We start from the raw sequence: 12650 nt of genomic DNA, 5'->3' as shown, positions 1-12650 counted from the left end.
CAATGCAGTCGCGGGCGTAGTTCGCGCAACTCGTGAGACGAACGAGCATGTCTTCTATCCCAACCGGCATTCAACGTCTCGGGCAGATGACTACGGTGACACGCAACGGAGCTGCTCATCCCGAGCCTCCTGCAAAGGAGTGTCACCATGTCCCGCACCTCGATCCTGAAGCGCTCACTTAGCGCAAGCGCCGCCGTCGCCATCTTTGCCGCCCTGCTTTCACCGGCAAATGCTACCTATCGGCAAGATACCGTCGCCGTTTTCCCCGATGTGTCGATCAGCGCCGCCACAGATCGTGCGCCGATCGTGTTGACCTCGCGCTTGCCCTGGCTTGCTCCGGTCGGCCATCGGCAACCGCACCAGGCAGATGTCCCCCAGCACGAAGCCGTCTCGGCAAGGGATCACCAGCAACAGCAGTTCGACCAGGAACTCGACCGCAAGCTGATCATCTGCAGGGGCTGCTGAACCGCAGCACCGCGATCATTCCCGGGTGGAATAAGCGCTAGTCCGACGTGCCCGCTACCTCGTATGGCGGTCTCCTTTAGTTTCTGCGCGTGAGTTCAACCAAACGGGCGGCGGCGCCGTCCTCCACGCAAACACCAAAGGAGAACCGTCATGTCGCTTCAAGCCAAGCTCGACGCCTTCAAAGCCGATTTCGAGGCCGGAAAGCCACCCTACAACGTTCCTCACTCGGTCATTGAGACGATGCACCGCGCCACCGCCGAACTGATCGAGTCAAGGGCCGCCCGGCGCGCCAAGAAGGCAGGTGACCTCGCCCCGTCCTTCTCGCTGAAGGATCCGGAAGGTAACGTCATCAACTCGGCCGACCTTCTGAAGCGTGGCCCGGTGGTGCTCAGCTTCTACCGTGGCGTCTGGTGCCCGTACTGCAACATGGAATTGCAGGCGCTCGAAGCCGCCAAGCCGGAGTTCGACCGATACGGCGCCTTGCTGGTCGCGATCTCGCCGCAGACCGCCCCTAACAGCCGCAAGTCGGTGCGCCAGAACAAGCTCTCGTTCCCGATCCTGTCGGACGTGAAGGGCAAGGTCGGCGCCGCATTCGGCCTGCGCTTCGACCTGCCCGACTATCTGGTCGAACTCTACAAGCAGCTTAAGAACGATCTGCCGACGTTCAACGACGACCCGAGTTGGAGCCTGCCGATGCCGGCCCGCTACGTCATCGGACAGGACGGCGTGATCGTCTATTCCGAAGTGAACCCCGACTACACCCGCCGGCCTGAGCCAGAGGACATGATCCCGGTCCTCCAGCGGGCGGCCGCCGTCAAGGTGTGACGGCGCATGAGGCGGCCGGTGGGGCGCAATGACCATCGGCCGCTGTCCTTCCACTCAAGCCACGAAAAGGAACATACCAATGTCCAAGCTGTTCACGCCGACCCAGGTCGGTCCCTACAAATTGTCCCATCGCGTCGTGATGGCGCCGCTGACGCGGATGCGCTCGGATCCGGGCGACATCCCGAGCGACCTGATGGTCGAATACTATACACAACGCGCGTCAAAAGGCGGCCTGATCATCTCCGAGGCGACGCCGGTCTCGACCCGCGGCAACGGTTATGCCGGTGCACCTGGCATCTACTCCGACATCCAGATCGCAGGATGGCAGCGCGTCACCAACGCGGTGCACGCCAAGGGCGGCCGCATCTTCCAACAATTGTGGCACGTCGGCCGACAGTCGCATGTCGACTTGCAGCCTAACGGCGACGCGCCGGTCGCGCCCTCCGCCATCGCTGCCGAGGGCTACGCGTACTCCAAACGCGGCGAAGTCCCGTTCTCGATGCCGCGCGCTCTCGAATTGCATGAAATCCCCGGCATCATCGAAGAGTTTCGGTCCGGCGCCGAGCGGGCGCTGCGGGCGGGCTTCGATGGCGTCGAAATCCATGGCGCGAACGGTTACCTGCCCGACCAGTTCCTGCAGGACGGAACGAACAAGAGGACCGACGAATACGGCGGGCCCATCGAAAACCGCGCCCGCTTCCTGCTGGAGGTGACGCAGGCGGCGATCTCCGTCTGGGGAGCCGATCGCGTCGGCGTGCGCATCGCGCCGAGCGGCACCTACGGATCCATGTCGGACAGCGACCCGGCGGCGACGTTCGGCTACGTGACGACGCAGCTCGACCGCCTGGGCATCGCCTATCTCCACGTTGTCGAACCGCGCATCAAGGGCACCGAGGAAGTCTCGCATGGCCGGTCGCCGACCGCCGCACAGCATCTGCGGCCGAAGTTCTCGCGGACCTTGATCGCGGCTGGCGGCTTCACCCCGGCTTCCGCAGGAGCCATCGTCACCTTCGGCGACGCCGACCTTGTCGCCTTCGGTCGCCACTTCATCTCGAACCCTGATCTGCCGGAGCGGCTGCGGCAGGGCCTGCCGCTCACCCGCTATGACCGGTCGACCTTCTATGGCGGCGACTCGCGCGGCTATACGGACTACCCGGTCGCCGAGGCGGCGGCTGCCGCCTAAGCGGTAGCGCCCCTTACATCTCTCCGCCCGTGCGGTTGGATGGACACCCTACCACGCCTGAGCGTGGCACTATGCCGATAGCGATGCGTCGCCGGCGAGCTTTCCGCTCGCCGGCGATTGCGCCTTAAACGCCTCGTTGCCGCGTTTCCACACGCGCCCACCGGCGCGTTCGACAGAGGACGATCTGCAGAACGGCATCCACCAGCATGTCGTCCAGGTCGGGTTTGCAGACCGCCCGATATTGCGCCACGCGGCAGTCCTGCCATTTTCGCGGTCCAATGAATCAGATCGCTTTTGCGAGGACGCAAATCGACTATCGTCGTACCGCGCTGAAGTACCAGAGTTCGGCACTCGGTCGACCTGCAATTTGCAGCCTCAATCCGCTGTTCTTGAATCCGACCGAGCCCTTTCGATCAATCCGATATCGAGCAAGGTCAGCGTGATCTAAGCAGCAGGATCCGTCTCTGCTGTCTCCGAATGCTTCGTACTAAGGGGCACGGTCCAAGGCCGCGGCTCAAGGCCTCGTCGAATGCCTTGTGTCCCAACGCGGTTTGAACACGCACCAGTGCCGCTGCAGTCACAATTGCCCGCCCACCTTGTTTAACGAATTCTTCGAGGTATCCCCTATCGGACCCTTCGCGCGAACGTCGAATGTGCGCGCTCCGAGCTCCGGCGGCATCGGCTCCAGCCACGGCGCAGCCAATATCGTTTCCTCCGCGTCGGAGAGACCCTGCGCCCATCGCGTTTCCATCGTCGGGCGGTCGAATTCGTAGTCCTTTGATTGTCCCAGCGCGTGCTCCGGACGGTAAATCACTTGAACGATGTCCATGGTAGTCACGCAACGGAATTCGTTGAGCAAGGCGGCTTCCGGGCCGGTCCTCAGATCGTCGGGAAGTCTCTCCCAAAGCATGTTGATGCTGTGGCGCAGATCGTGCAGCTGCCGCAATGTGTCCGTACCCGCCCGCGTTCGGCTGGAATAGCGGATGTCCTTGTCTCGCTCGGTAACCTCGTTCAAATTCCCGGGCAAGGCGCCGCGAGCCGGGAAAAGGTCCACCTGGAAGACGAGATGGCTACGGCGCGGGTAATACTCGATCACGTATTGCAGCGGCGTATTGGAGACCAGGCCGCCGTCCCAATAGTGCTCTCCGTCGATTTCCACGGAGGGAAAGCCTGGCGGCAGAGCGCCGCTCGCGAGGACGTGCTCCGGCCTTATCTTGGTCTCCGCATTATCGAAGTACGCAAAATTGCCTGTCCTGACGTTTACGGCTCCGACGCTGAACCGAATTTCTCTGGAATTGATGCGGTCGAAATCGACAAGCCGCTCTAACGTGGATTTCAGCGAGCTCGTGTCGTAGTAGCTGGTCGGCGTGTGGCCGAACCACCAGTCGGCAGGCTTTCGCGGTGCGAAGAAGTTAGACTGGCCGAACATCAGCGCATGCATTGCGCTGATCTGCTTTCCGAGGTCGAAAGGCAAACCCGCGCCGTTGACGAGATCAGAAATCCGTACGGGCCATACCGCGGGCGTTGTGATCGTGCGCCAGAATTCACGCAGTTTTTCAACCCGCATTTCCGGCGAATTGCCAGCGATCAGGGCGGCATTGATCGCGCCGATCGAGATGCCGGCCACCCAGTCAGGTTTGTAGTCCGACGAGGCGAGCGCCTCGTAAACGCCGGCTTGATAGCTTCCGAGGGCACCCCCGCCTTGCAGGACGAGTGCAACCTTCTTCGTGTATGATTCTGGCCGCAAGGCAGCTTGCTTCATTGTCCGTCCTCTGTTCTTGATCGATATAATTCCCCGGGGTGCGCGCCCAAGCGAACTCCCGGTCGAGACCCCAATCAAATTCGAGCTAGTCAGGAATCTCAAAGTCGCCAAGGCGCTCGGCGTCACAATACCGGAATCGTTCCTGCTGCGCGCCGACTAGGTGATCGAATAAAGCAGGTGACTGCCTTACGAAGAGTCCATAGCAGAACTGAACCACTCAAAGATCGCAAAGCCGAGATAGAAAGCGCGAGCGCGATTCCGATCATGGCCTCGTCTATCGATGACTGAGAGGATATCGCAAAGCACCAAGAACTAAATCAGGCACCTATCAGGCAGCGCGCGATGCTCGGGCTATTGGACGGCGCAACGTAATTGAAGAACGCTTAGGGATCGGCGGTAGACGACCGGCTGCAGACATTCGGGCCCTCCAATGAGCACAGGTCCCCGACCAACAGCTGTCCGCCTGAGGCTTCAGCAGCCGCGGCAGATCATCAGCTTACGGTCGAGTTCGACATCGAGCTCCTTTTGTTGACGCTCCCAGGCTGACAGAACCTCGTTCTGGGGAACGTCCATCCTTGTAGGCTGCCGATGACCGATCGGCGCGAGCCAGGGCAAATGCGAGGTCAGAACGGTCGGGCTGTTTTGATCGGACGCCGCCATTGCCGGCGAAAGCAGGCCAAATAGGACAATACCAGCCGCGACGACCGCGGCAACACTCGTCGAATGCTTCGTTGATTGGGTGGACATGGTGACACTCCTTCCCTCGCGGGCTCGGGATGAGCAATTCCGCTTCTGGTGTCACCTTGACTGATCGCGCCAAGACGCTGAATGCCGGGCGGGATCGAATAGATGCTCGTTCGTCTCATCTGCGCCGGATACGCTCTCGCCTCGATTAATTCCTTGGCACGGATTGAAGTTGCGTTCGAAGAAATCAATAGAAAACCGTGCTTTTGCCAGTGGCGGCGACATGCGCGGCTACTATCTGGCCGCAAAGGTCGCGTCGACGGCTTGGCCCAGTCCGCTTCGATCATCTCTAGTCTGGCGCGTCGCCTCCCCTCGTTGGCCGAGGCTCATCAGTCGGCTCACCAGCATCGGCTTTTATCGGATTCGCGTCGCCGAGGACCGCCAGCCTTGCAAAGACATCTTGGCCGGCCGGCTCCTGCATCTTGCGCCACTGCGCCGGAGTAATGCCCATGTGGCTCTTGAACGCGCGTTGGAACGCCGCTTCGGATTGATACCCGACCGCCTCCGCCACGGCGCCAGTCGAAAGCGAAGATTTCTTCAGTTCGTTCGCGGCGAGCGTCATCCGGATATCGGTCAGGAGATCGCTGGCCGATCTTCCTAGCTTCTCCTGGAATTGCCGCGTGAGCGTGGCCCGCGACATGTTGCACAGGCGCGCAAGCTCAGGCAGCGACCATGCGCGCGCGGGCTCGTTGAACAGAGCGGCCACCGCCGGTGCTAAGCGGGGATGACCGGCCAAGGCAAGGAGACCGCGTGGCGCATCTTCGGTCTCGCCAGCGAGCCGCATCACGAGCGCGAACATCGCCGTCGACAACGCGTTCAGCATGGCGCGGCCGCCGAGGTGATCGTCCGCGGACTCACTCCGCATCAGGGACACGAGGCCAGTGAGTTGCGCGGCCGTTTCCTGCTGTCCAGTGTGAGCGCCGGCATGCACGACAAGAAGCGGTGGCAGATAGCTGCGCAGCAGGCGATCATGCGGCGGCGCGACGGCGAAGTGTCCGCACAATAGATCGAGTCGTTCGTCTGAACCCAGGTTTTCGCTGATCGTGAAATTGAGGGACGCGCGATTGCGGGCCGGCAGGGGCGCGGCCCCGCTGCCGTCGTGCATGACATGCCGTGGGTTGCCAGGAAGCAGAAGAATGTCGCCGGCCTTCAGCTGCAACGGTCGGCCCCCCGCCGGATCCTCCAGGGTCGCGGAGCCGGCGAGCACGGCGTGGTACGGGATTTCGTTGGCCTCGCCGGGCCCCTGGTCGATGCGCCATGGGGCGCCGTAGTTGCAGCGCAGGTCAAGCCGCCCGCGCACTGGCATCATCTCGAAAAGCCGACTGAGCCAATCCACGGCGACCTCCTCAAAGCAATCAAAACGAGACGATGGAGCATATAGTAGAGTTGATCGGGCATTAAAAGTATCAAGGCGGGGGCATACCGTCACTCCGCAATCGCAAACAACCCCAACAAGGAGTGCCACCATGTCCCGTCTTTCAGTCCCCAATCTCGAATCCAATACCGGCCCGTCGGGCCAGATCTATGCCCAGATCAAGAGGACGATCGGCACCGTGCCGAACACCTTCGCGGCCGTCGCCGCGCACGGCCCTGCCGCCCTCAAGTCGATCCTGGCCGCCGATGCGGTGGTCGCCACCGGCACGCTGACCAAGCGCGACCAGGAGGTCATCAAGCTCGTCATCAGCGCCGCCGCCGGCTGCGACTACTGCGTCGCCGCACACAACCATCTCGCCAGCCTCGCCGGGCTCAAACCCGAGGTGCTCAAGCGGATCCGCGATGGACAGCCTACCGGTGACACCCAGCGCGATGCGCTGGTCGGCTTCGTCCGCAAGCTTGCGCAGTCCAGCGGCACCGTCAGCGACGAGGATTTCGCCGCGATCAAGGCCGCCGGCTACAACGACGCCCAGCTGGTGGAGATCAGCCTGGCCTTCGCGACCACCGTCTTCACCAACGTTTTCAACCGCATCAACGACACCGAGATCGACTTCCCCGCGGTCGCGTGAAGCGGCCGCGCCCCGTCAGATCTTTAATGTGAAAGGATCACGACCATGACCACGCTTTCCAACACACCTCAAAATCCGCTTGTCCGCGCGCTGCACAGGTCCGGACTGCTTGCGGGGGATATCGACTACCACATAGTTCGCGCCTCGATGGTGATCATGTTTCTCTTCTTCGGTTACCAGAAGTGGTTTCCGTATGAGTTCGAAAGACTTGTCCCGTTCATTAGCAATGGGCCGCTGATCTGGTGGCTCTATCCGGTCTTTGGCCACGCTGGCGCCAGCTACTTCCTCGGCGTCTCCGAGTGGACCTTCGGGTCCCTGCTGCTCGCAGGCTTCTGGGACAAGCGGCTTGGGGTTCTGGGAGCTCTCGGTTCGACCGGCACCTTCATCGCGACGGTCACCATCATTCCCTTCATGCCCGAGGGCTGGGACATCGCCGCGGGAGGCTTCCCTGCGATGACGGGCAACGTGCCCTTCCTAATGAAGGACGTGGTTCTGCTCGCCGTCTCGCTCTATCTCCTGAAGCAGGACCTGGTTCGCTTGACGCGACAATAACAAGGAGAGTGACCCGCCGAAAGCGACGCGTCGCCGACGAGCATAGCTCGCCGGCGATTGTGCTTTATTCTCATCTCTGAATCATTGGTGCGACACGATCACCAATACGGCTGTTCCGTCTGGGCTAGTCTTAGTCTAGTGCGAAATGCGGCTGACCTTGTTTTTTGGCGAACGGCCGCTTTGCGCCAACACCGGACGTCCCCATAACGACGCGAATGGTAGAGTCGAGATGTGGGCGCGGTGGCTTTAGGTAGAACATATCTGTTGCCGCCTCTTTCGTCTGGCGGTGCCTTAGTAGTTCAGCCGTGACTCCGTTTCCACATCCCGCTCATCGAACCGGACAGGCAGATCTCCCGCATCCGGCTCTCGGACAAGACTTCACGCCTTCACCCACGACACGTCGTGCCCAAGCCGGCTTAGGCGTACGAGCCCGAAGTGCCCGTAGAGATGCGAGAGTGGATAGGTCCCGCCCTTGCGTCGCCTGACCTTGTGCTTGATGCGCAACCACCGGCGCAACCGCACAGCGGTGTAATTGTCGATCGCCCGATACGCTATGTTAACAGTGCCAACGCTGAAGTAGTTGGCCCATCCGCGTAGCGCGCGGTTCAACCGATCCACCAACTCCGTGGTCTCTTGCCAGGTACCCGTTCGGTCGGTCAGGACATGGACCTTCTCGACCATGTGCCTGATGCTTTTCTTTGATGGCCGTTGGCCCAGGCGGGCCTTTCCGGTTCTCGCCGAGTACATCCGCCCAAACGTGTATCCCAGGAAGTCGAACTCGCCTTCCGGCACCTTGCAGATTCGTGTCTTCTCCTCGTTCACCGTGAGCTTCAACCTGCCCATGATCTCGCGCAGTCGCTGCAACGCCTCATCGGCGGTGCTTTTCCGGCACAGGATCACGAGGTCGTCGGCGTAATTCACGATGCGCGTGCCGAGGCGGTGCTCCAGCCCGAGCTTCTTCCAGCCCAGCACAAACCGGCGCATGTAAAGATTCGCCAATAGTGGTGAGATGGGTGAGCCTTGCGGGATACCGCGCCGACAGTCCCGAGCCTCGGTCGTGCGTGTCTTCCGGCCTCGATCGTCGGTTTCTTCCACGGGGCACTCCAGCCACATCTTGATTAGATGCAGCACACGCCGATCAACAATTCGGCGCGCTACCGACTTTAGGAGTTCGGCATGGGGGATGCTCCCGAAGTAGTCCGCGAGGTCGGCGTCAACGACTTCCGGATGGCCTCGGAACAGCAGCCCTTCCACCTCGATCACCGCCTGCTGGGCGTTTCGCCCGGGACGGTACGCGTATTGTTCTGGTGGAAGGTCGGCTTCGAAGATCGGTTCCAGCACCAGCATTGCTGCTGTCATGCAGACCCGATCCCGCACGGTCGAGATGCCCAGCGGCCTGAGTTTGCCGTTGGCCTTCGGTATGAACACTCTTCTGATGGGGTCCGGTCGGTAGCTCTCCTCCCTGAGTGCAAGCGCCAGTTCGCCAAGCCACCGCCGCACCCCATACGCCTCGACGTCCGCGAAGTTCTGGCCGTCCACCCCTGGTGCGCCCTTGTTGGAGCGGCACTGGGCATAGGCATGCGCCAGGATGTCCTCGCGGCTGATCTTGTCGTACAGGGCGTAGAAGCGATACCCGGCTTCTGCCTTCGCTTTCGCGTGCAACGCCTTCTGCAGTTTCTGAACAGTTTTCGGAGTTGATAGGTTGCCCAATCTCCAAATCCCTCACCACTTGTTGCGTCTGTCTTGAACTGAGGCCCCTTCCCTCCACCGGCATTACCCGGCTTCAGCGGTACTACGAACCTCTCCGCCACCCCATGGCGTCCGACCTGTCCCTCGCGGGCGTTCGGTTGGTCATCGCTGACCACGCCATGGGGCTTCCCGTGTTGCGTACGCTTTCCTTGTGTACATGCTGTCGCCACTACCCCGGCGCAGCGGCTGGGCGTACTTTTCGCTCTGCTTCACCCAGCCGTATCAGCCTTCCCCGAAAGGGTTGTCGGGTCGGCCTGCGCATTGTCCTTTTCGAGGATTGCTCAGCGTTCACTCGCGTTACGGCCTGCACACTCGCGCTGTCACCAATTCGTGACACGCTAATCGAAGGCTTCAGCCACTTCGTTGCCTCCATGACTGCTCCGATTGCTTCCGGCTGGAGCGGTTGCCGGGTGGGGCTTGCACCCACTGGAAAGCGCCGCCTTTTCACGGCGCACACCCCAACCGGACATTAGGCCGGCCGCAAACCGGCCTTCCCCACCTCCTCAAAGTGAGAACCGCACGATCGGACACAGCTTCCTCTCGCAGAGAATTTGGATTCGGCGGCCACAATTCATCGCCGCACTCGGCGGCATGGCCGCGTGCGGCGCGGGCTGCCCTGCGGCTCGCCGGTTGGCTTTCGGTCTTCTTCGTCGCCCTTGGCCTTCGCGCTCGTGGTTTGCGGCTATACCGTCAAGCGCCGTGTACGCGAGCGTCCGGCGGCAGTAGGTTGCTGCTCATCTCCTGTCAAATCATCGGTTCAGGGTTCTGCGAGCTCTCTTTCCTTGATGGACACATATCCGCGCGACTGGCGCCGGATCACCTGCGGCGGTTGGCCGTAGGCGCGGAGAAAGGCGCGTCGCATTTGGTTGCGATCCCCGAATCCGGTCAGTTGCGCGACAACGTCAAGGGTGTGGTTGGTGTCTTCCATCAGCGCGCGCGCCCCCTCTAGGCGGAGGTTCTCGACAGCCTTCGCCGGTGTCTGTCCGGTTTCGGCCTGGAAGGCGCGGCTGAACTGGCGTGGTGAGAGATGCGCGACCTCGGCAAGATCGTCCACGCCCAGCCGTCCGGCAAGATTGCGTCGGGCATAGGTTAGCACAGTCTGAATCCGGTCCGATTTCGGTTCCAGTTCGAGAAGTGATGAGAACTGCGACTGGCCGCCGGCTCGGCGATGGTACAGCACAAGCCTGCGCGCAACTGTGCGCGCCGCTTCCGTGCCAAGATCCTCTTCGATCAGAGCAAGCGTGAGATCGATGCCGGCGGTCATGCCGGCTGAAGTCCATACCGGTCCGTCAGCGATGAAGATCCGGTCCTCTTCGACCCGAACATTGGGATAGCGGGCCCGAAGCTCGCCAGCACGATCCCAATGGGTTGTTGCTCGCCGCCCGTCAAGAAGTCCTGCCTCCGCGAGGACAAACGCCCCGTGGCAGGTTGCAGCGATCCGGCGGCAATGCGACCGCGCATGGCGGATGAAGTCGATCATCTCGGGGGATGCAGCCTCCGTGCTCGCACCTACGATGATGAGGTCGTACGGCTCCGCGGCAAACGGCTCGGTCAACACCTGGAAGCCGAGTGAGGTGCGCACCGGCCCGCCGTGCTTGGACAGCATTCGGATGTCGTAGACGGGTTCGGCTGCTTGCCGATTGGCGATCTCGAACGGGGCGGTAAGGGCGAAGCCCATCGACTGGTAGTTGGGGGAGATGATGAAGCCGACCTTGCGCATCATGCCTCCGCATGTCCGAAATTGCCGCTAATATGACGTTTCGGTCGCCGCTTGCCAAGCCTACACAGGGTTCGTCGAAGATTGGCAGGAGGACTGAAACAATGGCTCTCAAGGGCAAACCACGCGACATGAACAAGTGGCGGGAAGTGCTCCTCGACCCGAATGTCCATTACCCCGGCGAGTCGAGCGAATACCGGCGCGCACGCAACGAGCTGTTGGAGGCGGAGGCAGAACTCAAGCGGCTGAACGAGCAGGTCGCCGCTAAACGCCGGGCACTTCCAGCGGGCGGCCTCATCAGGGAAGACTACGTCTTCGAGTCCGCGGCCGATGGCAGCAAGGTGAGGTTCTCGGACTTGTTCGCACCGGGCAAGAACTCGCTGGTCATCTACAACATGATGTTCCCGCGCTGGTCGGAAGACCAACGAGCGGGCGCCCCAGGGGGCAAGACAGCCGAGCTGCCGCTTGTCGAGCAGCCGTGCCCGTCATGCACATCGGTCGTCGACGGGCTCGAGGGGGCTGCTTTTCACCTCGCCGAGCGGACCAACCTCGTCGTGATCGCGAAGACAAGCGCAGATCGCCTCGGCACCTACGCGAAAGAACGCGGTTGGCGCAACGTTCGGCTGCTGTCCTCGCGTAACAACACCTTCAATCGCGACTACCATGCGGAAACGCCGGACGGCGTGCAACTCGCGGTCTTGCATGTGTTCTCACGCGATCAGGACGGGATCCGCCACCACTGGGCGAGCGAGGGGATATTCAAGCGCGGCGACACCAGTCCCCTCGACCCTGTCTGGTCAATCTACGGCGTTCTCGATTTGACGCGCGAGGGACGCGGAGACAACGCTGCCTACCCCAACCTGCAGTATTAGAAGGTCCTCGAGTTCTCATGAAGCAGACACAGACGATATTTTGACGAGGCGTGGCATGGATTCCATTTCTCGTGCTGAGCGGCGCCCGCCGAGCGCTCATGGTCTGCGGCAGCTAGGTATCAGTTTGGCATCGCGTGAGTTGATCAGATTCGGTTCGACGGTTTGAGAATGCAATGGTCGTGAAGTGCCTCAGGGCGTTATTCGCGACGACTACCCTGCTCATGGGAATTGGAGCAGTCAATGCGACGGTTCGGATTGTGGATGACTCTGGCGGCCGGATCGGAACCTACGTCGACAGATATGAGGGCGTGCGAGTCTCGGGCGAGAGGGTGATCATCGACGGTTATTGTGCCTCGGCTTGCACTATCGTTCTCGGTGCGATTCCTCATGACAGGATCTGTGTGACGTCCCGCGCCAGGCTCGGATTTCACGCCGCCTGGAATCCCGGACCTAACGGTCGCAGGATAACCAATCCCGAAGCAACGCAGAGCCTCTATTCCATGTATCCATTTGAGGTGCAGCACTGGATCGACCAAACGCGGAGGGCTGACCCCGCACCTGATTCTCCTGGGCGGTCGCGAGCTCGCGGCCATGTATCGACCATGCTTTATCGATCCCCACGTTTCTTCGCATGACGCCTCGAGCTCGGTCGGTCCAATATCTGCCAGGAGCGAACTTGATAGCTTTCACAACTGAATTGGGCCGTGTTCGAGTCGATAAACGTCGCCAAGCCGCATTTTGGGCGGTTGATGGCTCCGCGTCTTGCGCGACCTGGACA

The 12650-nt window shown here is 61.5% G+C and carries 11 protein-coding genes and 1 pseudogene; 7 read left to right on the top strand and 5 right to left on the bottom strand.

The features are described 5' to 3' along the window. The first annotated feature begins 147 nt into the window (after nt 1-147). From V1283_RS10430 to V1283_RS10420, 3 genes are all read left to right on the top strand, one after another. On the top strand, nt 148-465 hold the full coding sequence (locus V1283_RS10430) for a hypothetical protein (protein WP_334386382.1): 318 nt from the start codon (nt 148-150) through the stop codon (nt 463-465). Nucleotides 466-615: 150 nt separating this feature from the next. After that, on the top strand, nt 616-1290 hold the full coding sequence (locus V1283_RS10425; protein WP_334386380.1) for a peroxiredoxin-like family protein: 675 nt from the start codon (nt 616-618) through the stop codon (nt 1288-1290). Nucleotides 1291-1369: 79 nt separating this feature from the next. Further along, nucleotides 1370-2473, top strand: a complete 1104-nt coding sequence (locus tag V1283_RS10420) for an alkene reductase (protein WP_334386379.1) — start codon at nt 1370-1372, stop codon at nt 2471-2473. Nucleotides 2474-3050: 577 nt separating this feature from the next. On the opposite strand, the gene V1283_RS10415 is transcribed toward V1283_RS10420, so the two are convergent. The 3 genes from V1283_RS10415 to V1283_RS10405 form a co-directional block, all read right to left on the bottom strand. After that, nucleotides 3051-4235 carry a patatin-like phospholipase family protein gene (locus V1283_RS10415; protein ID WP_334386378.1) on the bottom strand — a complete coding sequence of 395 codons (1185 nt, stop codon included), beginning with the start codon at nt 4233-4235 and terminating at the stop codon, nt 3051-3053. 471 nt (nt 4236-4706) lie between these two features. Then, nucleotides 4707-4982, bottom strand: coding sequence for a hypothetical protein (locus V1283_RS10410; RefSeq protein WP_334386377.1), 276 nt, complete (start codon nt 4980-4982; stop codon nt 4707-4709). 286 nt (nt 4983-5268) lie between these two features. Beyond that, nucleotides 5269-6288, bottom strand: coding sequence for an AraC family transcriptional regulator (locus V1283_RS10405; protein ID WP_334393017.1), 1020 nt, complete (start codon nt 6286-6288; stop codon nt 5269-5271). A 157-nt stretch (nt 6289-6445) separates the two neighbouring features. Here V1283_RS10405 and V1283_RS10400 point away from each other — a divergent pair, with 157 nt between their 5' ends. Further along, entirely contained in the window at nt 6446-6982 is a 537-nt protein-coding gene (locus tag V1283_RS10400; protein ID WP_334386376.1) for a carboxymuconolactone decarboxylase family protein, read from the top strand. A gap of 45 nt (nt 6983-7027) precedes the next feature. Then, nucleotides 7028-7534, top strand: a complete 507-nt coding sequence (locus V1283_RS10395) for a YkgB family protein (protein WP_334386375.1) — start codon at nt 7028-7030, stop codon at nt 7532-7534. Nucleotides 7535-7912: 378 nt separating this feature from the next. Here the strand turns inward: V1283_RS10395 and ltrA are convergent, their stop codons facing one another. Together ltrA and V1283_RS10385 are read right to left on the bottom strand one after the other, a co-directional pair. Then, nucleotides 7913-9244 carry a group II intron reverse transcriptase/maturase gene (ltrA, locus tag V1283_RS10390; protein ID WP_334386373.1) on the bottom strand — a complete coding sequence of 444 codons (1332 nt, stop codon included), beginning with the start codon at nt 9242-9244 and terminating at the stop codon, nt 7913-7915. Nucleotides 9245-10040: 796 nt separating this feature from the next. Next, nucleotides 10041-11003: a GlxA family transcriptional regulator gene (locus tag V1283_RS10385; RefSeq protein ID WP_334386371.1), complete on the bottom strand. Its 963-nt coding sequence runs from the start codon at nt 11001-11003 to the stop codon at nt 10041-10043. A gap of 101 nt (nt 11004-11104) precedes the next feature. Between V1283_RS10385 and V1283_RS10380 the strand changes: the two genes are divergently transcribed. Together V1283_RS10380 and V1283_RS10375 are read left to right on the top strand one after the other, a co-directional pair. Next, on the top strand, nt 11105-11872 hold the full coding sequence (locus tag V1283_RS10380) for a DUF899 family protein (protein WP_334386370.1): 768 nt from the start codon (nt 11105-11107) through the stop codon (nt 11870-11872). A gap of 179 nt (nt 11873-12051) precedes the next feature. Beyond that, nucleotides 12052-12568, top strand: a pseudogene (locus tag V1283_RS10375) (hypothetical protein). Nucleotides 12569-12650: the final 82 nt, after the last annotated feature.

The sequence above is a fragment of the Bradyrhizobium sp. AZCC 2262 genome (assembly GCF_036924535.1).
In the GTDB taxonomy this organism is placed as follows: Bacteria; Pseudomonadota; Alphaproteobacteria; order Rhizobiales; family Xanthobacteraceae; genus Bradyrhizobium.
This window is presented reverse-complemented; position numbering and strand designations above follow the sequence as displayed.